18 protein-coding genes are annotated in these 23,667 nt (G+C 36.1%); 17 read left to right on the top strand and 1 reads right to left on the bottom strand.

Going from position 1 to position 23,667, the window contains the following annotated elements:
• Positions 1-20: 20 nt before the first annotated feature.
• From hisS to adk, 6 genes are read left to right on the top strand one after another with little or no spacing between them, the layout of a single operon-like run.
• Positions 21-1,298: a histidine--tRNA ligase gene (gene hisS, locus A9G28_RS02870; protein ID WP_065568410.1), complete on the top strand. Its 1,278-nt coding sequence runs from the start codon at positions 21-23 to the stop codon at positions 1,296-1,298.
• 16 nt (positions 1,299-1,314) lie between these two features.
• Complete coding sequence (locus A9G28_RS02875; protein ID WP_065568409.1) at positions 1,315-2,040, top strand: YfgM family protein; 726 nt, start codon at positions 1,315-1,317, stop codon at positions 2,038-2,040.
• Between the two features lie 25 nt (positions 2,041-2,065).
• Positions 2,066-3,238, top strand: coding sequence for an outer membrane protein assembly factor BamB (gene bamB / locus A9G28_RS02880; protein ID WP_065579713.1), 1,173 nt, complete (start codon positions 2,066-2,068; stop codon positions 3,236-3,238).
• Between the two features lie 17 nt (positions 3,239-3,255).
• On the top strand, positions 3,256-4,722 hold the full coding sequence (gene der / locus A9G28_RS02885) for a ribosome biogenesis GTPase Der (RefSeq protein ID WP_065568407.1): 1,467 nt from the start codon (positions 3,256-3,258) through the stop codon (positions 4,720-4,722).
• 3 nt (positions 4,723-4,725) lie between these two features.
• A complete protein-coding gene (locus A9G28_RS02890) occupies positions 4,726-4,980 on the top strand; it encodes a YfgJ family double zinc ribbon protein (RefSeq protein WP_065579714.1) in 255 nt (84 codons plus the stop codon).
• Between the two features lie 39 nt (positions 4,981-5,019).
• Positions 5,020-5,664: an adenylate kinase gene (gene adk / locus A9G28_RS02895; RefSeq protein ID WP_065579715.1), complete on the top strand. Its 645-nt coding sequence runs from the start codon at positions 5,020-5,022 to the stop codon at positions 5,662-5,664.
• A 289-nt stretch (positions 5,665-5,953) separates the two neighbouring features.
• Here the strand turns inward: adk and ybeD are convergent, their stop codons facing one another.
• The gene (ybeD, locus tag A9G28_RS02900; RefSeq protein WP_065568404.1) at positions 5,954-6,220 is read right to left on the bottom strand and encodes a DUF493 family protein YbeD; all 267 of its coding nucleotides are present in this window, start codon (positions 6,218-6,220) and stop codon (positions 5,954-5,956) included.
• 201 nt (positions 6,221-6,421) lie between these two features.
• Here ybeD and gss point away from each other — a divergent pair, with 201 nt between their 5' ends.
• The 11 genes from gss (at position 6,422) to A9G28_RS02955 (ending at position 23,661) form a co-directional block, all read left to right on the top strand.
• Positions 6,422-8,296 carry a bifunctional glutathionylspermidine amidase/synthase gene (gene gss, locus A9G28_RS02905; RefSeq protein WP_065579716.1) on the top strand — a complete coding sequence of 625 codons (1,875 nt, stop codon included), beginning with the start codon at positions 6,422-6,424 and terminating at the stop codon, positions 8,294-8,296.
• A gap of 286 nt (positions 8,297-8,582) precedes the next feature.
• Positions 8,583-10,148: an SrfA family protein gene (locus tag A9G28_RS02910; RefSeq protein WP_065579717.1), complete on the top strand. Its 1,566-nt coding sequence runs from the start codon at positions 8,583-8,585 to the stop codon at positions 10,146-10,148.
• 9 nt (positions 10,149-10,157) lie between these two features.
• A complete protein-coding gene (locus A9G28_RS02915) occupies positions 10,158-13,184 on the top strand; it encodes a virulence factor SrfB (RefSeq protein ID WP_065579718.1) in 3,027 nt (1,008 codons plus the stop codon).
• Positions 13,181-15,853, top strand: coding sequence for a putative virulence factor (locus tag A9G28_RS02920; protein ID WP_065579719.1), 2,673 nt, complete (start codon positions 13,181-13,183; stop codon positions 15,851-15,853). The genes A9G28_RS02915 and A9G28_RS02920 overlap by 4 nt, the downstream gene beginning before the upstream one ends.
• Positions 15,854-15,966: 113 nt before the next feature.
• Positions 15,967-16,980, top strand: a complete 1,014-nt coding sequence (locus A9G28_RS02925; RefSeq protein WP_065579720.1) for a hypothetical protein — start codon at positions 15,967-15,969, stop codon at positions 16,978-16,980.
• Between the two features lie 12 nt (positions 16,981-16,992).
• Positions 16,993-18,957 carry a vWA domain-containing protein gene (locus tag A9G28_RS02930; protein ID WP_065579721.1) on the top strand — a complete coding sequence of 655 codons (1,965 nt, stop codon included), beginning with the start codon at positions 16,993-16,995 and terminating at the stop codon, positions 18,955-18,957.
• 4 nt (positions 18,958-18,961) lie between these two features.
• Entirely contained in the window at positions 18,962-19,678 is a 717-nt protein-coding gene (locus A9G28_RS02935; protein ID WP_065579722.1) for an ABC transporter ATP-binding protein, read from the top strand.
• A gap of 3 nt (positions 19,679-19,681) precedes the next feature.
• Positions 19,682-20,905: an ABC transporter permease gene (locus tag A9G28_RS02940; protein WP_065579723.1), complete on the top strand. Its 1,224-nt coding sequence runs from the start codon at positions 19,682-19,684 to the stop codon at positions 20,903-20,905.
• Positions 20,862-22,487 (top strand): SUMF1/EgtB/PvdO family nonheme iron enzyme, encoded by a 1,626-nt coding sequence (locus tag A9G28_RS02945; RefSeq protein WP_218057044.1) that lies wholly within the window; start codon positions 20,862-20,864, stop codon positions 22,485-22,487. The genes A9G28_RS02940 and A9G28_RS02945 overlap by 44 nt, the downstream gene beginning before the upstream one ends.
• Positions 22,484-23,176: a hypothetical protein gene (locus A9G28_RS02950; protein ID WP_141674500.1), complete on the top strand. Its 693-nt coding sequence runs from the start codon at positions 22,484-22,486 to the stop codon at positions 23,174-23,176. The genes A9G28_RS02945 and A9G28_RS02950 overlap by 4 nt, the downstream gene beginning before the upstream one ends.
• Positions 23,177-23,178: 2 nt before the next feature.
• Entirely contained in the window at positions 23,179-23,661 is a 483-nt protein-coding gene (locus A9G28_RS02955; protein WP_065568394.1) for a hypothetical protein, read from the top strand.
• Positions 23,662-23,667 lie beyond the last annotated feature (6 nt).

Here is a 23,667-nt window from a genome sequence, read left to right on the forward strand (position 1 = left end):
ACTAAATAGCGAATAAATAAATGACTGAGAAAAAGATCCAATCAATACGAGGAATGAACGACTTACTTCCAACAGATAGTGCAAGTTGGCAACAAATTGAAAAAATTGTCAAAGGCGTATTAAATAGCTATGGTTATAACGAAATTAGAACACCGATTGTTGAAGATACGGCACTATTTAAGCGAGCTGTTGGTGAAGTCACTGATATTGTTGAAAAAGAGATGTATACTTTTAACGATCGTAATGATGAAAGTATAACGCTGCGCCCAGAACTCACCGCAGGTTGTGTTCGTGCGGGGATTGAGCATGGTCTTTTTTACAATCAAGAGCAACGCCTTTGGTATTTAGGACCAGCTTTTCGTTATGAAAAACCTCAAAAAGGACGTTATCGCCAATTTCATCAATTTGGTGTAGAAGTATTTGGACTAGAGGGTCCAAACATTGATGCGGAGCTTATTTTATTAACAGCTCGTTTTTGGAAAGCGCTTGGTATTGAACAATATACTTCTCTTGAGCTTAACTCAATTGGTTCGTTAGAAGCCAGAGCCAATTATCGAAATGCACTCGTTGCTTTTCTTGAACAATATAAAGATAAATTGGATGAAGACTGTGTGCGTAGAATGTATACTAATCCATTACGCGTACTTGATTCAAAAAATCCAGTGGTACAAGAGCTACTAAACCAAGCTCCTCAACTATTTGATTATATAGATGAAGAGTCCAAAATTCACTTTGAAGGTTTATGTCGATTATTGGATAATGCTGGAATCAAATACAATATTAATCAAAGATTAGTTCGTGGGTTAGATTATTATAATCGTACTGTTTTTGAGTGGGTCACAAGCAGTTTAGGTGCTCAAGGTACCGTTTGTGGTGGTGGTCGTTATGATGGTCTGGTCAGTCAACTGGGTGGTCAACCAACACCAGCTGTTGGTTTTGCCATGGGCGTTGAGCGTTTAGTGTTATTAGTTCAGGCGGTTAATCCAACATTAAATTGCGATAATTCGATTGATATTTATATGATATCATCTGGTGATGAGAAGACAATTGCAGCCACACAGAGTGTTGCTGAGCTGTTGCGTGATGGTCTACCTGATTGGCGAATTATGACAAATTACGGTAGTAGTAATTTTAAGAAACAATTTGCTAAAGCCGATAGGTTAGGTGCTAAAATAGCTGTTATCATTGGTGAAAATGAACTAGCTAATCATTCAGTAATGATTAAAAATTTACAAACAGGCGAACAAGTTGAAGTTGCACAAAAAGACGTAGTTCAAACTTGCTTGTCAATTAAGTAAAAAATAGGAGAAAAACGTGAGTCATCAATTATCGAGTGAAGAACAACTTGAAGAGATAAAGGGCTTTTTTGCTAAAACATGGAAAATTATGGTTGCGGTTCTTGTGATCGGATTATTCGCTTTTTATGGCTGGCGTTATTGGCAATCTTGTAAAGCTGAAAAAGCGATAGAATCATCAGATAAATATGAGCAATTACTTACTCAATTAGATGATAATAAGCCAGATTCAGTTAATGAATTGGTTTCTTTTGCGAAAGATGACGATACTATTTATAGTGTGTTTGCGAATTTACGCGCTGCAAAATTTTATGTTGAAGTATTAAAAGATTACCCTGGTGCACAAGCATTATTATCTGATGTATTAAAGAAAACCGATTCAGAGCCTGTCAGAACCATTACCCATATTCGTATTGCACGCTTACAGTACCAACAAGGTCAATATCAAGACAGTTTAACATCGTTAAGCAATGTAACAAGCGAAAGTTGGGGAGCTGTTGTTAATGATATCCGTGGTGATGTGTTAGTTAAAATGATGCGTTATGCAGACGCAGTTAACGCTTATAACGTTGCTCTAACTTCTAATCCAACCAAAGATTTAGAAGGAAATATTAAAATGAAGTTGAATCAAACTGAATATTTGCAATCAAAACAACAAGTTGAACAAGAAGCCCAAGCAGCTAAAGAAAAGGCAGAACAAGAAGCTAAGGCAAAACAAGCTGTAACTGACGAAAATAAAAATTAATTATCCTGCGATAAGGGGCTATACAATGAAGTTATCAAAATATCTTTTTACTGGTGTTTTAATGTTTTCACTTGCTGGGTGCTCTTTATTCGGTGGGGAAGAAGAAATTGTTCAAATTTCACCTTCACCGAAAGTGGATAACCAATTTTCTATCCAACAAGTGTGGAAAAATAGTACGGCTGGCAATACTCATATTTACTCATTATTAGGACCAAGTAATTATGATAATGCTATTTACGTCGCCAGTCGTAGTGGACAAGTTAAAGCCATTGATTTAGCTAGCGGTAATACTATATGGGATGTAAATTTATCTCAAAGCACCCTTTTTAGTAGTAAAACCGCACTATTTTCAGGGGGCGTAAGTGCCGATGATAAATATGTCTATGTAGGTAGTGAGCGCGCTGTTGTATATGCATTAGATCGCTTAGATGGTAAAGTGGTCTGGGAAAAGCCTGTAAAAGGTGAAGTGCTTGCTCGCCCTGTATCTTCTCAAGACAAATTAATTATTCATACAGCAAGTGGTATTTTGCAAGGTCTTAATCGCGATACCGGTGATAATTTATGGGATGTTTCTTTCGAAGTTCCTGCACTGTCGTTAAGAGGTAACTCTACACCAACGATTGCCCATGGTGCAGCCATTGTTGGCGATGATAATGGTCGAGTAAATGCTTACTATATTAACGACGGCCAATTAATTTGGCAGCAACGTATTTCTCAGCCATCAGGCTCTACTGAAATTGCTAAACTAAATGATGTTGACTCTAGTCCTGTAGTTGAAGGTAATTTAGTCTATACTGTTGGTTATAATGGTAGTGTTGTTGCACTCGATTTAAGTAATGGTCAGCCTGTTTGGCACAAAGAACTTGGCTCTATTCATAACTTTGCGGTTGATACACATCAATTATTTGTTATTGATCAAAATGATAATGTTCAAGCGATTGCTAAGAACAGTGGGGCTGAGCTTTGGACTCAAACAAGCCTTTTACATCGCCAGTTAACAGATCCTGTTATCTACCAGAATTATGTTGTATTTGGTGATTTTGAAGGTTATTTATATTGGTTGAATGTTGAAAATGGCGAAATTGTTGCTAAGACAAAAGTCAGTAGTAGTGGATTAATTTCGAAACCATTAGTTGTGGATAATAAAATTATTGTTCAGGCTAAAAATGGTGATATTTACGCATTCACAAAAAAATAAAGTAATTGAGAATAAATATGATACCTGTTGTCGCACTAGTTGGTCGTCCGAATGTTGGAAAGTCGACTTTATTTAATCGATTAACTCGAACTCGAGATGCCTTAGTAGCTGATTTCCCTGGATTAACGCGTGACCGTAAGTATGGGCGCGCAGAGATCAAAGGGCATGAATATATCGTCATTGATACTGGTGGTATTGATGGCACCGAGGATGGGGTTGAAAGCTTTATGGCTGAACAATCCTTACAAGCAATAGAAGAAGCAGATATTGTGCTTTTTTTAGTTGATGCAAGAGCTGGTGCTATGCCTGCTGATCATGCCATTGCTAAACATCTTCGTTCTCGTCAAAAAGCAACATTTTTAGTTGCTAATAAAATTGATGGTATTGATGCTGATAGCGCTATTTCTGATTTTTATAGTTTAGGATTAGGTAACATTCATCCGATTGCAGCAAGTCATGGTCGTGGTGTTAATGTGTTAATCGAAACGGTATTAGATCCTATTTTTCATTTTGAAAATGATCAGCATGAGGTTTTGTCTGATGAGCCTACCGATGATGAGCTTCTTGATGCTTATGATGATGTTGAAGATGATGCTGAGTCACTGATTAACCAGCCAATCAAAGTTGCTATTGTTGGTAGACCGAACGTTGGTAAGTCAACACTCACTAATCGAGTTTTAGGTGAAGAACGCGTCGTTGTCTATGATATGCCGGGTACGACGCGTGACAGTATTTATATACCTATGACACGTGATGATCGTGAATATGTCATGATTGATACCGCAGGTGTTCGTAAACGCGGAAAGGTTACCGAAACTGTCGAAAAGTTTTCAGTTATTAAAACATTACAAGCAATTGAAGATGCTAACGTTGTTATTTTGGTTATAGATGCCAGAGAAGGTATATCTGATCAGGATTTATCATTACTTGGTTTTATTATTAATAGTGGGCGATCACTTGTGATAGCCGTTAATAAGTGGGATGGTTTATCTCAAGATATTAAAGAGCAAGTAAAGTCAACGTTAGATGATCGGTTAGATTTTATTGATTTTGCACGTGTACACTTTATTTCGGCACTTCATGGCAGTGGCGTTGGTAATTTATTTGATTCCATTCAAGAAGCCTATGATTGTGCAACGCGCCGAGTTAATACCGCTTTATTAACCAAGATTATGCAAATGGCGCAAGACGATCATCAGCCACCTTTGGTTCGAGGGCGTCGCGTTAAATTAAAATATGCACATGCGGGTGGCTATAATCCTCCAATTGTGGTGATTCATGGTAATCAAGTTGAAGATTTACCTGATTCTTATAAGCGCTATTTAATGAACTACTTTAGACGATCGTTAAAAATTATGGGGTCACCAATTCGAATTCAATTTAAAGAAGGAGCCAACCCATTTGAAGGGCGTAAGAATAGTTTGACGGCTTCTCAACAACGTAAACGTCGCCGTTTAATGAAACATGTACGAGGTCGTAAATAGCTGATGACAACAAAAAAGAGCGTTGATGGTGGTGGGCAAGAAGGTATTTGCCCAAAATGCCATAATAAAATGAGTACTGTGTCGCCACAACATTACGACTGTCCTCATTGCAAACAGCATTACCTAGAACAGTATGTCTGCCCCATTTGCCAGCAGAGTGCTCAAATGGTTAAAGGTTGTGGCGCTATAAACTATATTTGTCACACTGATGGCTTAATCTCCAGCAGTAAAGTGATATTTCATTATTTACCAGAATAGAAAATTGTATCTATATTTAAAGCCATAAGAGGTTATTTTATGCGAATTATTTTATTAGGCGCACCAGGAGCAGGAAAGGGAACTCAAGCACAATTTATTATGCAAAAATACGGTATTCCCCAAATTTCAACGGGTGATATGTTACGTGCAGCGGTAAAAGCGGGTACGCCTCTTGGTTTGCAAGCAAAAGAGTTAATGGATGCAGGTAAATTGGTTACCGATGAGCTTGTTATTGCATTGGTTAAAGAGCGTATTGCGCAAAGTGATTGTGCAAATGGGTTTTTATTAGATGGCTTTCCACGTACCGTTCCGCAAGCAGATGCAATGAAAGCAGCTGGCATTAACGTTGACTATGTACTTGAATTTGATGTGCCCGATGCAGTGATTATTGATCGTATGAGTGGCCGTCGTATTCATGCTGCTTCAGGTCGTGTTTACCATATTCGCCATAATCCGCCAAAGGTTGAAAACATTGATGATGTGACAGGTGAGCCCCTCACCATTCGCAAAGATGATAATGAAGAGATCGTTCGTAAACGCCTTGTTGAATATCATGATTTAACTAAACCACTTATTAATTATTATCAGCATGAAGCAAAAGAGGGACGCACAAAGTATTTCCGTGTTGATGGAACACAGCCTGTCGCTCAAGTAACAGAACAATTAGCGAAAATTTTGGGATAATTCGTTATCGATTAAAAGCGCAAGAGGGTTAACATGATCTTGCGCTTTTTTAATTCATTAGGTTAATTTTTCTATTTATACAACAATAAACTAAAAGACAATATATCATAAACTTTACTAAAAAACATTCAGAAAACCCATTGATTTTATTGAATTTTTTTATTTTTAGTAACGTGCCGATTTTTCTCAATTTTTTAGCTATCGGATTGATTCAATTCAACCTATTTTATAATCAATAGAGAGTCTTATTTGTGAAAATAAGACTCTATTTTTAATAAAAAATAAAATATTATAAAACCATTCTAACAATATCGATTTCGCTTAATTCTTTATAAAGATTTTCAACTTGATCAATATGAGTGGCATTAATAGTAATTGACACAGAATGATAATTACCTTTGCTACTTGGTTTAATTGATGGCGTATAATCACCAGGAGCGTGGCGTTGAATCACTGATACCACTTTGTCTACCAGCTCTGGCTTTGCTTCTCCCATGACTTTATAGGTAAAAGAACAAGGAAACTCTAATAATTCATTTAATTTTGTTTTTTGCATAATTGTATTTTTCTCACTTAATTGGAGCAATGTATCAGTAAGACTACTAAGAATAGTCACTATATATAGGCAATTTAGTCTTCTTCAAGTAATGAAATATAAACATTGCTTTTTAAAGGCTATAATTTGATCTATGATAAGAAAATTCTAACAGCTTGATAAATGTATCTTGCTATTCATTCTCTATAAGGTTAATACAATATGTTATCTCAGCTCAGTGATAAAGAACCTTTCGGAACATTATTAGGTTATGCGCCAGGTGGCGTTGCCATTTATTCTTCTGATTATGAAACATTGGATCGAACCCAATACCCGACTGATGCATCATTTCGTAGCTATTCTGGGTATGAGTATATGGGATATAAATGGCAATGTGTTGAATTTGCAAGGCGATTTTTATTCTTAAATTACGGTATTGTATTTACTGATGTGGGTATGGCTCACGAAATTTTTTCACTACGCTTTTTAAGGCAAGTTGTTAACGAAGCCATTTTACCTTTACAGGCGTATGCTAATGGCAGTAAAAAAATACCAGAAGCAGGATCTTTATTGATATGGGATGATGGCGGTGTATTTGATAGAACAGGTCATGTCGCTGTTATTACTGAAGTGTTTGAAGATAAAATTAGGATAGCTGAGCAAAATGTAATACATACCCGCTTACCCATTGGGCAACAATGGACGCGCGAACTTAAAATGACAGTGAGCAATGAGGGCTATCAATTACATGATACGTTTGATGACACGAAAATCTTAGGTTGGATGATTCAAACTGACAAAACCGAATATACTTTACCACAACCAACAATTCCTAAGCCTTTACTTGAAATCCACAGCGCTCATATTAAAAATGAAAGCCAATTTGCTAAAAAATGGTTAAATGAATCAGACCCATTAGAAAATGCGTATGTATTAGCAGCAGGTCATGCGATTAGCCATGATGATCAATATCGTTATTTCACCATTTCAGAAAGTGCCGAACAAGAGTTAATTCGGGCAACAAACGAATTACATTTAATGTATTTACATGCTACCGACAAGGTGTTAAAGGATAATAATTTATTAATTAATTTTAATGTTCCTGAAATATTATGGCCAAGATTACGTCTTTCTTGGCAGCAACGCCGTTATCAAATGATTACTGGACGATTAGATTTCTGTATGGATGAGCGTGGCTTTAAAGTTTATGAATATAATGCCGATTCGGCCTCTTGTCATACGGAAGCGGGGCATATTTTACAAAAATGGGCAATCCAAGCGGGATTAACCCGAGGAACTGATCCTAGTTGTGGCCTACTTAATTCTTTAGCTAACTGTTGGGTGCATAGTGACGCCGAACCTTTTGTTCATATTATGCAAGACAATGATAGTGAAGAAAATTATCATGCACTATTTATGCAAAGTGCTCTTACTCAAGCTGGATTTAGTAGTAAGATTTTACGGGGCCTTAATGGGCTATGTTGGGATAAACGTGGGCGGCTTGTGGATGATGAAGGCCGTCAAGTAACTTGTGTCTGGAAAACATGGGCTTGGGAAACGGTTTTAGAACAGCTTCGAGAAGAAAGTGAAGCACAAGTTGCTGGGTTACCTATTCGTACAGGGCACCCTGAAAATTCAGTGAGATTAATTGATGTATTATTACGGCCAGAAGTGTCTGTTTTTGAGCCATTATGGACGGTTATTCCAAGTAATAAAGCTATTTTACCTGTGTTATGGTCATTATTTCCTAACCACCGTTACTTATTAGAATCGACTTTTGAACTTAATGAAAACCTAATTAAAAAAGGTTATGCTATTAAACCGATCGCAGGACGGCGGGGTAGCAATATTGAATTAGTCAATAGTAAAGAACAAGTGCTTGATAAAACACTGGGTAAATTTGCAAAACAAGAAAACATCTATCAAGAATTATGGTGTTTACCTAAGGTCGATGAGCGGTATCTACAGTTATGTACTTTTACTGTTGGTGGGCATTATGGCGGTGCTTGTTTACGGTCAGATCCTACATTGGTTATAAAAGGTGAAAGTGATATGCAACCATTACGCGTTTTAACAGATGATGAGTTTATAAAGTGAATTTTTGTAGAGAGGTTTCGGATAATTCATACGTTTTAGTATAAAACAGAAATAATAGCAATTGCGCTTATTGGATAAAATTAACCGGATAATCGCGTGGCTTTTTTAAAATAATTTTTATATAACCTATTATTTTTTATGATGAATTGATTGTATTTTGAGTTAAAAAACAGATGAAAAGCTCATAATATCGGCTAGCAAACCAATTACAACATTCAAGTTTTTCTGTTAGAATTGATATAATCCTATAAAAAGATAAATAAAATTAAGGAATAAAAAGGAATATATGGCAAATACATTACTTCGAAGTGGTGATATCAAAGATTTCAAAATGTTAGGGCATGATGGTAAGGCTGCCTATCTCGTTGCAACTCAAATCCGCGAAATGTTTCGAGTTAAATTAGGTAAGCAATATGCTGATTGTTTAGCTATCCCCCAACGTAATGATCAAGGCAATATTATTGATTGGTATATTCCTTTTGACTCAGACCAGCCTGATGGCCAATATTATATCGTACCTTGGAGCTCTGCTAGCGAGTCTGAGCAAGAATCAGCACTAACTTTGCTTAGAGAATTTGAACATAAAGTGATGAATTTCGGTAAGCAACTAGCGAGTAATCCTAATTTAGAAGGGGATCAACTCCTTTTTAGCCGCCTTATTTATGATCCCAAAAATAATGCCGACAGCGCTGAGCCTAATTTGATGGCGATACGTTTTCCAAGTAATCAATTTGTTTATATCGTTAATGACAAACCCGTTATTACTTTTTGGGGATTTGTTTATCCGCACATACCTCAAGTTAATTCTCCATTCTATTGTTTAGAACCCGCAAAAAAAGTTGCATCAACAGCAACGGTGCCTCCAGTTCAGACACCTATTAATAATAAACCATGGTGGAAGCGTTGGTGGATATGGTTACTGGGATTATTACCTTTATTGTTGCTTTTGCTAGCATTGTTTTTATTGCGTGGTTGTTGGTTAAAACCTGAAATATCAATTAATCCAAATTTGTCTTTAGAAAATGCTCCAATTAATCAAGCAGAAAAAAATGAACAACAAGATGAGAAAAAACCTAACGTTGCATTAAAAACTGAGCCAAAAGATGTCGTTGTAGAAAATCGGTTAGGCGCGACCAATAACGTGATACCAAATGACACAACTTTAGGTGATACGAATAATGTTAATCGTGTTCCTACTAATGCTGATGCAACTGGTGATTCGGTTGATCATCCTGTACCAGCTGATAGCACAAATGATGATAAGAATACTCCAAAACCAGATGCTAAAGATAATGAAAATGGGCCGATACCATCTCCAGATCTGGATAAAACTGATGGAAAGGATGAAAAATCCAATGTTCCCGATCCGGATCAAAAAGATAATGTTGACGAGAAAAATAGCCAAGATGGCACTGACCAAACGACTTCTCCAACCGATAAAAATAATAAATCAGACTCGACTTCAGCTGCTGATCAGGCTGACCATTTAGCTTTGCCTACTGATGCAATCAAGCAAGGAACCACCGATTTCTTAAATGGTCAATGGTCTGCAAACGGGGGGATCCAAGATAAAGCTACCGGCAAGCCATTGCAATTAAGTTATAACTTTAATGATGGCAATGGTGAAGTGACTATAACACGTAGTGATGGTGTAAAATGTACAGGTAATGTTAGCACTGGCATTAAAAACGCTAATTTAGATATAACAGGTAACACTGAGGCTGTTTGTAGTGACAATACCAAATATCAATTACCAAAAATTCAATGTACGCAAGGCAAGGATAATAAAGCCAATTGCCAAGGAATTTATAATAATGGGACTGCATTCCCAATAACGATGAAAAAACAATAAAGGTTGTATATGCTTCCAGAATTACGCAATTATGGTCAAGAAGTGACACTTATTATGAATAGCGGTATTCAGTTTCTTGACTTTGCTCTTAAAATTGATTGGAAAGATAACTATTGGCGCAATAGAGTTAATGGTAACTTTATTGATCCCTCCGAAAGTGGCGCACTGATTAGATTGATTGAAGATGTGGATAATGGTCAATTTTTTTCGCCAGATAATCCAACATTTGCCGTTAATCCAACACAAGAAATAAGTGTTGAGCAATCGTTAAAATTATACGACGGTATTTGGTTACCAGTGCCTGTTTTACGCTCAATACCGCCTGAACGCTTTGATAAAGGACCTCATAACTGGAGCCGAGTTCGAATTGTTAGTATTCCTGAAGGGGAAGATCCCGATGGTAATACACATCGAATTACTTTTGCTTTTGATACAAAAGTGTTTGCTAATTTACAAGATGTGGCTTACCTTGCACCAACGGAAAATGATGTAATGACTGGTGCCGTATTTAGTTTAGCACATCGTTCAGATCACATTTCCTGGTATTTAGAACTAAAATGGATCACCAATTGGTTAATTGATCTTTTTCAAGAGTTGGCGGGTGATCCCCAGCGCTTAAAAATTCACAGAGATGATCTTAATATAGAGATGAAAAATAAAGCTTATTATGGTCATTATCTTAATATCATCCATTTACTTGCCGACTCATTACATTTACCGACAATTAAAATTGTCTCAAATACTAAAAATGATTTGGTGAAATCAATTCCTGTTGACATGATTTTAGATGTAGGAAACTCTCGCACTTGCGGCATTTTAATTGAAGATCATGTTCAAGATAAAGATAGTTTAAACCATCGTTATGAGCTTGAAATTCGGGATTTAACGCAACCAGAGCATATTTATAATGAACCATTTGAAAGCCGAGTAGAATTTTCCCAAACCTTTTTTGGTAAAGAGCATTTTTCTTTGCAAAGTGGGCGACGAGATACGTTTCGTTGGCCAAGCATTGTTCGTGTTGGTCAAGAAGCAAGCCGGCTTGCCAGTAGGCGGGAGGGCAATGAGGGGGCAACTGGGCTTTCAAGTCCAAAACGTTATTTGTGGGATCAAGATAAATACGAACAAGGTTGGCGTTTTAACTCTCATTATGTCAAAAGCGATCATGAACCGTTTGCAACCGCAGAGCCTTTTTCAAGTTTAATTAATGAATATGGGGAAGCGTTACACATTCTTAGCAATGATATTCAAGAAGAATATGATCGCAAAATGCCCGTTTTCCATCCAAAATATTCTCGCAGTTCTTTGATGACATTTATGCTCTGCGAAGTATTAATGCACGCATTAATGCAAATCAATAGTGTTGCCCAACGTAATAAACTTGAACATGCTAAAACACCGCGTAATTTACGTTCAATTATTTTAACGATTCCTCCAGCGATGCCTAAGCCTGAACAAGCTATATTCAAAAGCTGTGTATATCAAGCAATCGGCTTGGTTTGGAAAAGCCTTGGTTGGGATAGTTCAGATGACAATATTGACTTCAATAATCCAGAGCAATTACAAAGTGTTTGGCCAAATATCCCTGAAGTTTATATTCAATGGGATGAAGCAACGTGCGGTCAAGTTGTGTACCTTTTTAATGAGACACAAAATAATTATAATGGACGTAGTGAAGAATTTATTGCTTCCATGATTCGCCCAGACAAAGAAAATAAACAAAAACTGACCATTGCAACGGTTGATATCGGTGGTGGTACAACCGATTTAGTCATTAATGATTATCAATTAGACTACGGCGTCAGTGCGCAAACCAATAGTAGTAATGCCTATATCGTACCTACACAACGTTTTCGTGATGGATTTAAAGTTGCTGGTGATGATATCTTGCTTGATATTATCCAAGATACCGTGTTAACGGCTTTAACAAATGGCTTAAAACAAGCGGGCATTGCTGACCCGAATCCAATTTTATCCACAATTATTGGCTCACAACAACTATCTATACAAGATGCAGTATTGCGTCAGCAACTTACTTTACAGTTATTTACGCCTGTTGGTTTACAAATATTAAAAGCGTATGAGCTTTACGATCCGTTACACGCAGAACAGCATGTGTATCGCTCTACCTTTAGGGAATTATTACACCATAACATTATGACGGATAACGTGCTTAGTTTTATTAATGATCCAATTAAGCGCGCATTAAACAATCCTGATTTTTCGGTGCTTGATTTAACTATCGAAATTAACTTAAAACGTATTCATTATTTGTTTATTCGTGGTGATTATTACAATATTTGTAAAACCTTTGATGCACTATCGGAAATTATTAGCTGTTATCAATGTGATGTGCTTTTATTAACTGGTCGTCCTTCGCGTTTACCGGGTATTCAAAGTTATTTTCGATCACGGTTATCAATACCTGCTGGGCGAATTTTACCATTACACGGATATCACACTGGTAGCTGGTACCCATTCCATAAACAAGAACGTATTGATGATCCTAAAACGACAGCCGCAGTGGGAGCTATGCTGTGCTTTTTAAGCAAGAATTTACGATTACCTAATTTCTATTTTAGATCATCTAATATGGATTTATATTCAACTGTTAAATACATTGGGCTGCTAGATAATTTGAATATGATTAAAAAGGAAAATGTCTATTACCAAGATATTGACTTGGATAATCCTGATTATGATTTTCCTGAACTATCATTTGAAATTAGAGGAACCACAAGGCTTGGATTTAGGCAGCTTGAAGTTGACCGTTGGCCTGCATCGCCTATCTATATTTTGACAATTGAAAATAGTGACGTGGCTAAACGATTGAGTGCTGAAGGTGTGGTGTTACAAGTGACTTTAGGTATAAAGAACAAACAAAAAATGGTTGAAAATTTTTATATTAAAGATTTAAAAGCCTCTGACGGGCGGGCTTGTAATAAAAATCAGGATATTAAACTCAGCTTAAACACAATGGTTAACTCTGGTTTAATTAGTGCACAATATTGGCTTGATAGTGGAATGATAAAACGATGAATAACTTAAATGAACAACTTCCTAAATCTTGGGATCAGGTCTATCAAGCGTCCGCAAAGGCTATTGAATGGGTGCATCAAACACGTCATTCATCCAAACGTTTAAATAGTGAAGCCGATAATTTAATTCTGGATTTGCGCCGTTTGCGTAATAGTGCAAAACGATTAGGTGATGTTTCTGCCAAATCTGTTGCAGTTGGTTTTTTTGGGTTATCACAAGCGGGCAAATCTTATCTTATTTCAGCATTAGCCGCTGGTGAAAATGGTAAACTTGAAACCATTGTGGATAATGAAGTTCTCGATTTTATCGATCACGTTAACCCAGTCGGAAGTGGCAAAGAGGCAACAGGCCTTGTTACCCGCTTTAGCCGTATTGCCAAAGGTGGCATACCTAACTATCCATTAGAATTGAAATTATTTAAAGAGATAGAAATTGTCAAAATCTTGATAAATGCTTACTTTAAGGATTTTGATCAACAAAAAGTCTCCAATAAAATTGAGTTAGTACAGCTAAATCAGTTGATTCAACGTTTAGAAACTAAAAAACAGACCAGTTATGTAGGCGGTGTTAACGAAGACGATATTGTTGATCTTTATGATTACTTATCTGAAAACTTTGGTAATTCCCTTGATGAGTTGAAAGGGGGATATTGGGAAAAAGTCATCCTGTTGCTCCCTTACTTACCAATAGCTGAGCGAGGGGAGTTATTGGCTGTTTTGTGGGGTGGGCTTGCTGAGCTCACTACAATTTATACTCAATTAGCCACAACACTATCGAGTTTAGGTCATGTTGAAACTGTGTATGCGCCACTTTCTGTATTAGTTAAAGATAATAATGGCACTAAATCACAAATAGACAGTATTATGAATGTTGATATTCTTGAACGATTGAACACTAATAAAGATTCATCAGTGACCATAACGCCGTTCAATGGAGTGCCGACAGATATCTCTTTAGCTCAACTGGCTTTTCTAACCGCTGAATTACTCTTCCCCTTAGTTAATAAAACCAGAGTGCCAACCTTTGAAAACGTCGATTTGCTCGATTTTCCTGGATATCGTGGTCGCTTAAACTTGGTTTCAGTTTCAGATGTTAAAGAAGGTAACCCTATTGCTCAGCTTTTATTGCGAGGCAAAGTTGCTTATCTTTTCGAAAAATACACAGATAGCCAAGAGATGAACGTGCTAGTTGTTTGCACACCGTCAGATAAACAATCTGATGTTAATGATGTGGGTCCCGTTCTTGAGCGTTGGATTGATAAAACTCAAGGTGAAACTGCTGAAAAAAGAGCCACTAAAAAAGCGGGTTTATTATGGGCAATCACTATGTTTGATAAACGCATTGGTACCTCATTAACACTATCAGAAGATAATCTTAAAAATAGTTGGGGTAAAGGTGGTTTGCTACAACAAACTATTTTAGAACGCTTTGGTAGTTATGATTGGCTAAGTAACTGGTCCAACGAGCATAAATTTAATAATGTCTTCTTAGTTCGCAAACCTGGATTTGATGTGCCATTTTTAAATGTCGATTCAAAAACTTGCCAAGAACAAGCTTATAATGAAAATTATCAAGATAAAATGAATGTATTAAGAAGCACATTTATTCAAAATAGTGATATTAAAGAATATGTTTTTCAGCCAGAGGAAGCGTGGGATGCTATGCTAAAACTCAATGATGGCGGTATAGGGCGAATTAGTCAATACTTAGAACAAGTTGCTATAACTGAAGTTAAACAACAGCGGATTGTTGAACAACTTAATGAAAAAATTGATTACATTATTAATATGCGTTTTGATACTTGGTATCAAGCAGATAGTAATGAAGAGCTCGTTAAGAAAAAACAAGTTATCGCTAATGTTGTTAAAGAACTACAAAATAAAGCTTTATTATTAGGCGAACTACTTAAAACGTTTGAATTACCCGATCAAACAATTCGAGCACTTTATCATTCTAATACGATAGAAAATGAAACACAGCAAGATAGTAATGATAATTTGTTAGATAATTTATCAAATGATTTCGGATTAAATGCGGATTTTGAACTATTTTCTGATGTGAATTCATCGTTAACTACCAAACAAGCAACTATATTAACAACAGAATCAAAGTTTGCAAAAACGGTTTTTTCGGCATGGTTAGAGCATTTAAGAAATATCGTTTTAGATAAACATATTTTACAGTTTTTTGGAATTACTCAAAAATCACTTTCTTTTATTATAGAAGAACTTATTACTGCTGCGAATCGCATGAAACTTGAAGCAAGTTTAAGTGAGCATATTTTGAATAATGAAAATATGGGTAGTAAACGTGATGATCTTGAGTCTAGGCAAATCAGTACTATTCATAATTTACTGGCAGACTTTATTGCTTGGTTAGGTTTTATTCAAGGTCAAGTAACTGATATACCAATGAGCAAAGTTAATCAAGGTAAGCCAATATTTTCTTCACCATTAAGTGAATTTAATGTTCAATCATCGCATTCATTACCAAAGCTAGACGATAATACTAAAAATTATTCTCAATATGCGATCTTTGATTGGTTTATTGCGTTTGCGGTGCTTGCGCAAGAAAATGTAGGCCACCATGCAGGGCGAGAAATTAGTCAAGAACAAAATAGTCGATTAGGCGAAATTCTTGGCTTTTTCAAGCAATCGCAGATTAATTAAAAATAAATAATAACGTATTGACTAAATATAGTAAATGAGCCTTTTTGAATAAAAGGCTTATCACTCGATAGAGTGAATGATGCTCAAAGTTTGGGTATAAAATAGAGGATATCATGGCATTAAGAATTGAATTAGATGGTTATAAACCCGGTGTTGCGAAGTTTTTAGCTCAAAAATGGAAAGGCAGTTCTGAAATTGATATGCTTATACAACGTAATCAGGATGGGTACTATTTATCTGATTTGAATCAGTGGGCTCCTGAAAAAAGTTGGCATACAGTTGAAAATATGTCTGTAGAGAATGAACAGCTAACAGGGCAAGTCAGTGAATGGTTGGTTGACACTTTGTTGTCACAGGGAAATCAGGTTCGTTTTCTTATACAAATTCGTGATAAACAAAATGAGAATTATATTGATGGCGGGGTTGTTAGTATTGCTGACACCGTGTTTGCATCAACGGCATTAAATGTGCAGGCAGCATTACCTAATGACGAACCAGTTATAGCAAAACCAGAATTAGCAAACGAATCTATTGTTGAAGAAGAGACGCCATTAATTGAAGAGTCGAGCATGGATACTGAGAAGACAATGCTGGCTGAACCTGTTGAAACGGAAACAATACCAGAGCCTGAACCTGAAATACCGCTTGAATCGGTTAAACCGAAAAGTCGCTTAGGATTAATCGTTGCTATTATAATTGGTTTTATGATGTTAATCGGGATTGCTTTTGCTACTTGGTATTTTTTCTTTTTCAAAAAGCAATCACAACCAATAACACCGGTGCAAATTAGTGCCCAATGCAGTTTAAATAATGGTTTTACCAATGACTTAACTTTTATTCAACAATGTTTACAAACCAAGCCAGAAGTTGATGCAATTATTCAGATAATTACTGAAGCTAAAAAAGCTGAAAAATGTAATATTGCTCAACGATTATATGCAAATCAAGCTCAGCAAAATGCGAAGATTGCTATACTTTATGCTAAAGAGTACGACGAGAAGTTTTATGAAAATAATAGTTGCTTTAAAGCAGATAAAGAAACCGCTATTTATTGGTATGAAACATCTTTGAATCATGATCCTGATAATACCCTAGCCAAAAATCGCTTAGCTGAATTGCAAAAATAGTGAGGAAAGGATATGAAAAAAATAGCAATTTCAAAACTCGTTATTGGTCTAAGCCTCGCTTGTGTACCTTGGATAGCTTCGGCAGCTGAACCGCTCAAACAAGAAGGTAAAAAAACCTTATATCAGCGTGTATTAAGCACACCAACGTGTGAATTAAAAAATAATATTACAGATCCTACCGGCAAATCTGTGCCAGCATTTTCACGCTATTATGTTTATGAACGTAAAAACGACAATAATCAGCAATGGCTTAAAGTTGGGCCTGATTCTTATGGAAAAACGATAGGTTGGATTAATAATTCATGTGCAGTTGCTTGGAATATGCAAATGACATTAGTTTTTACAAACCCTGTTGATCGTGATCCTTTGTTATTTTTCAAAGATAAGGCTGCATTAACCGCTATTGTTGATGCTGATAAGCCAGAGGTTTTATTAAAGCCTATTCGTGACACGTTAAAAGCCAATAAGCCAGCTTCAGATGTGGTTGCTCAAGAGCCTAAAGAGTTTGTTGATTTTAAAAGTAACTTCTATTTATTACCTATTTTACAAGGTGAAGAGGTTATGAATGGGCAAGGTTTTTATGAGCGAGTGCTAGAAGTAGCATCAGTAAGTAAACAGGATTCATTGGTAAAAAATAATACAAAACCAGCTAATGGTCAAACTACTGATGATAGCACTAATCAAGTTGCTCCATTTAAAGCCGCCATTGTGTTTGTTATTGACTCCACTATTTCAATGGATCCTTATATTTCAAGAACTAAAGAAGCGGTAACGCGAGTTTATCAGCACATTGAAAAAGAAAATTTACAAGATCAAGTTAAATTTGGATTGGTTTCATTTCGATCGAGTTTAAAGGCCTCGGATAAACTTGAATTTGTTTCTAAACTTTTTGCCGATCCCAATAAAGTGAAAGATAAAGAGGATTTTAAACAGCTAAGCGCTTCGCTTAAACAAGCTTCTGTATCAACCGCATATTTTGCCGAAGATTCTTATGCTGGGGTTGCTCAAGCATTAAATGATATTAATTGGAATAGCTTTGGCGCGCGTTACATGATTTTGATAACAGATGCTAGTGCAATTCCCGGTGATGATAAACTTTCTAGTACAGGAATGGATGCTGCGCAATTAAGACTTGAAGCTCAGCATAAGGGCGTCGCTATTTACGCACTACATTTAAAAACGCCAAGTGGTGAAAAAGATCATCAGATTGCTGCAACGCAATATTCGGATCTAACTTATAATGATTTCATTCATAAATCGCTTTATTATCCTGTTAATGCGGGAGATGTACATCAGTTTGGCCAAAAAGTTGACTTGCTGGCAAAAGCCTTATCAGAACAAGTTAAGCTTGCGTATAAAGGCGAGGCTTCTGTCGGCAATGCACTTAATGCAAAAGATGATAATTCTGATATGTTAAAAGATGCATTGCTACTCAGTAAGGCCATGCAGTTAGCTTATTTAGGCGATACCAAAGGGACTAAAGCGCCAACCGTTTTTAAAGCGTGGATTGCAGATAAAGATTTCGTTAAACCGACGATTCCAACAGCCGAGCCTCGTATATTATTAACTAAATCGCAACTTAGTGATTTGAGTGATATTGTCAGCAAAATTGCTAATGCGGCTAATGATGGGTTAATTTCAGCCGATGATATGTTTTCCCAGCTTCGCTCTGTTGCTGCTGCAATGGGGCAAGATCCAAGTAAATTAAAATCAGATTCTGTGACCAAAATTGCTGATTTAGGTCTGCTTGGTGAATATCTAGATAACATTCCATATAAAAGTGATGTGACAGGGCTTGACCAAGATACTTGGAAAAGCATGAGCGGGCTTGAGCAAGAAAAATTTATCCGTAATTTAAATAGTAAAATTCGTTACTATCAAAAATGTAATGCCGATGTCGATCGTTGGATTTCGTTAGCCGAAGGCAGCGATCCTCGCGAAAATGTTTATCCTATCCCATTAGAAATGTTGCCTTAGACATATGTTAACTATTAAGCAGTTATCTATTTTGCGCACAACAGGTAAATCCTTTTTTAGTGTTTGCCTGCCAGAGCTAACCGTCAAAGCTGGTGAAGTTGTTGTTATTCAGGGCGATAGTGGTGCAGGCAAAAGCACATTACTTGAAATGGTAGGAATGATTTTAAAACCAGATGAAATTGACCACTATAAATTGATTGTTGATAATTATGCAATCGACATTGCAACGCTAATCGAGCAAAACCAGCTTGATAAACTGGCTGATATTCGAGCTCAGTATTTGGGTTTTATGTTACAAACAGGTGGATTACTACCTTTTTTGACAGTTCGTGATAACATTTTATTATCATTGAAGTTATTACAAAAAAAAGTGGATAACAGCCGGTTTGATTATCTAGTGCAAAAACTTAAAATTGACCATTTGCTAAACAAATATCCTAAACAGTTATCTATTGGTGAAAGGCAACGCGCTTCTTTTATTCGTTCCATTATTCATAAACCGGCATTATTACTTGCCGATGAGCCAACCTCGGCATTGGATCCCTATAATGCAAGTTTACTTTTTGATTTAATTATTGAGCAAGCTCAGCAAGACAATATTGCTGTGATGATTGTAACGCACGATTGGCAACGCATTGCAAGCAAAGGGTTATTTACTTTATCAGCTAACTTAACTTCCCCCCAATCCTCAGTATTTTTACCATTACAAGATAAGGCGTAAAAAATGACTAAAGCAATATTAAAATGGTTACTTGTTACTCGCTTATCTTTAGCTGACTTATGGTATGACAAAAAAGTTTCGTTTTGTATTATTGCCTCGGTGATCTCAGTGATTACGCCATTATTATTGTTATTTAGCTTAAAATATGGTGTGGTTTCTCAACTTAGAGAACAATTACTTAATGATCCACAAAATTTAGAAGTCAAAATCGTTGGTAATTTACAGTTTACGAGTGAAATGTTTGAGTGGATAAAAAAACAGCCTGAAACGGCTTTTGTTATCCCTCTAACACGCTCATTAAATACACAAGCTGATTTAATGAAAGATGCGAGTCATTTTGTGAATAATGCCGAAATTATTCCTACGGCTACAGGTGATCCAATAACAGAAGCTACGCCTTTGCTTAATAATAAAAATCAAATTATATTAAGCGCATTATCGGCAGAAAAAATGCAAGCAACTATCGGTAGTCGTGTGAAAATGGTGATAACAAGGCAGCTTGATGGAAAACTGGAAAAAGGCATAACCACATTAGATGTGGTAGATATTATTCCCGAGAGTCGTTATAGTCGAGCAGCTGCTTTTGTTTCTTTAGATTTACTTATTGCCATAGAAGATTTTTATGATGGCTACCAAAGTGATATTTTTTTAACGTCTACTGGGCAATCAAATCCGCCAAAACATACTTCGTTTGCGCGAGCCCGTATTTATGCCAATTCACTAGATAATGTCGCCCCATTAGCCTTTAAATTACGAGAAAAAAATATAGAAACGCGTACACAAGCTAATGCGATTGAAAACATGCAAGCAATCGATCGAGTGCTCAATTTTATTTTTAGTGTCATTGCAATTACAGCTGTTTTAGGGTGTATTTTGTCATTTACAGGGGCATTTTTATCAAATATTGAACGTAAACGCAAAGATATTGCCTTTATGCGATTACTTGGATTTCGTTCAAAAAGCATTATGCTTTATTTAATCAATCAAGCAATGATTTTAAGCTGTTTAGCTTTTGTTATCTCTTGTGTGCTTTTTGGATTAGGAAATAGTGCCTTTAATTTAGTTTTAGGTAAAAATTTGATTTCACAATCCGTGGTGAGTCAATTACAATTTTATCATCTTATCGTTGCTTTTTTACTGACTTTATTTATATCAAGCGGCGTTGTGGTTATAGGAGGGCGACGTGCTATTAAAATTCAACCAGCAGAAAGCTTACGTGAAGCATAGTTATCCCCAATGTATTCGATTGGCTTATTGGGGATTGGCTACAATAAGCTTACTTCCCTCATTAAGCTTTGCTGAGCCTTGGGACAGTAAATTTTATAATCCCAAACCAGCCAAAGATGATGTCATTTTACCCATGCCGTGTGATGGTAGTTTAGTGATGAAAAAGGTATTTACTCCTACCAATAAATCGTTAGATGATGTCAAAGTTATTTTAGGAAGTAATCAAAAAGAGCTTGGTTTTGCTGAATATGCGACACCCAACTATATAGCAGGAAGTTTTTCTGATGCAGGTAAAGAACGGTACTATTTGATAGGTAAATATGAAATTACCGTATTGCAATATCAATCTGTAATGAATGACACCTGCCCAATACCTAAAGTGAACCTCTCTTTTCCTATCACTGATATTAGTTGGTTTGATGCTATAGCTTTTACAAATAAATATAATCGTTGGTTAATTGAAAATCGGTCAAAGCTAAAATCAATTAGTTTGCCTAATGGTTATGTCCGTTTACCGAATAATACCGAATGGGAATATGCTGCACGAGGTGGTTCGAAAGTAACCGAATCAGAATTTCGTGAATCACGGTTCCCAATGACGGGTAATCTTGAAAATTACGCGTGGTTTTCTGGTGCCAAGTCAGCTAATGGAAAATTACAACTTATTGGACGGCTTGAACCTAATCCGTTAGATTTATTTGATATCTTAGGTAATGCAAGCGAAATGATGTTTGATTCGTTTCGAATGAATAAGCTCGATCGTTATCATGGTCAACAAGGCGGTATGACAGTGCGTGGTGGTAGTTATTTGACACCTGAATCATCAACTACCAGTGCTTTTCGTACCGAAAAACCTTTTTATGATGATAAAGGTGCTTATAAGAGTAAAGATGTTGGGTTTCGTTTGGTTTATACAACAGAAGTGATGAATTCTAGTGATAAAATCAAAGAGTTAGAAAAAGAATGGAACCAATTAGGTAGCGAAACGGAAAGCTCAGAAAATGCTAATGTTGTTAGTGAGCTTGAAAAAATCACCAAACAAGTGGAAGACGAGAAAACAAAAAAAGAATTAAATCAACTTAATACACTGTTACGTAGTGCTAACCAAGCTCGTGATGAACAACGAGATCGATCCATTCAGTCAGCATTACAATTAGGTGCATTTTTGTGTGCGAATGTTTCTGATTTAAGCAGTAAATTTGAGTATAATGACAATTTATATAGAACAATGACTAATGAGGTTTGCGATCCAAAAGAAAGCGATACTTTAGATGATGACAATATGTGTTCAAAAGTGAAGCTAAATAATTTGAAACAAGTTGTTGATGAGTCTAAAAATGCTCGGGACTTTATATTGAAATATTATTCCGATACTATTGTTAATACTGCGTCAAATTACGAGAAAGTTACTATTAATGATCAAGTTAACTCTACTCAATTTATTTTAGAAAATAGTGGCAAAGCTAATATGAGTGACTATTTAAAACTCTATTTCAAACATATTAATCAATATATTGAATCGGGGAAAATTGCGAGATCAGCTTGGCTACAAACATGCAATGAAATAAAAGGAAAAAGATGATGAATAAAATTATAGTAACGCTGTTTTTGTGTGTATCGCTTATTTTAACTGGCTGCCAAGGGGGAGGAGGAGTCAGCTCTAGAAATGCCGACCCTGCTTTAACAAAAAGTAACACAGCTAAGTTTTTTAGTAAATCAGCGTGGCAGTCTTGTGCTGTTGGCGCGGGTTTAGGCGGTATTGGTTGTATGTTAGCAGGTGGAAAAGCTGGCGTTTGTATTGCATCTGCTGCGGTTGGTTGTGGTGTGATGATGGGCGCTAACTATTATCTTGACAGTAAACGAGCTGAATATGCTAATGCCGAAATGCGCCTTGATGTTTACATCCAAGACATTCAGCAAAATACTTACGAAGTTCAAGCCGTAACCGAAACAGCTAAAGCTGTGTTGGATAAAAATTTAGCGACTCTTAAAGTGTTAAATAATCAAATCAAAAAAGATACGTTAAATAAAAGACAAGCTAAAAATGATTTAACGCAAATTGATGCTAATATTGCCTATTTAAATGATAAATTAAAACGCATGAGAAAAGTTGAAAATGATTGGGTTTTAATCTCTTCTCAAGAACAACAATCAGGCGTTAATGTATCAAAACTCGATAAACAAATAAGTCAATTACATAAACAAATTACAGTACTTGAAAATCAAATTAATCTTGTTACACAACAACGTTCAGCAGTTAAGGTTAGCTAATTATGAAAAAAACACATCTTCTATTACTCAGCCCGCTTATTTTTTTAGCTGGTTGCTCAACAACTCCCGAACAGTGCGATCCGACTAATACTAACATTGGTATTATGGATAAAATTAGCTGTAATTATTCAGGAAATTACCAAGCTCGGATCGATCAGAAAAAGCAAACTCTGGAAAATGAAGTAAGAGCGAATCAGCAGTTTAAAGAAATCTATGCGACAATTGAAAAACAGAAAAACGATACCTCATTAAGTGTTAAACAAAAACAAGCGCAACAACAAAAATTGAAAAATGATTTAACTAAATTAACAAACGAAGTTAAACAAAAGGCTAAAGGTCGTGATGATCTACAAGCTCAAGTTAAAGACATTGAACAGCAACTAAAAAAAGCTAACAATTCAAATAATTCACAAATTGAAAAGCAAGTTGAGTTAGAAACGTTAAACAAAAAACTTCAACAGTTGCAAAAGGCATTAAATATATAAATTTTT

Source organism: Gilliamella sp. Fer1-1 (assembly GCF_001690825.1).
Lineage (GTDB): Bacteria > Pseudomonadota > Gammaproteobacteria > Enterobacterales > Orbaceae > Gilliamella > Gilliamella apicola_C.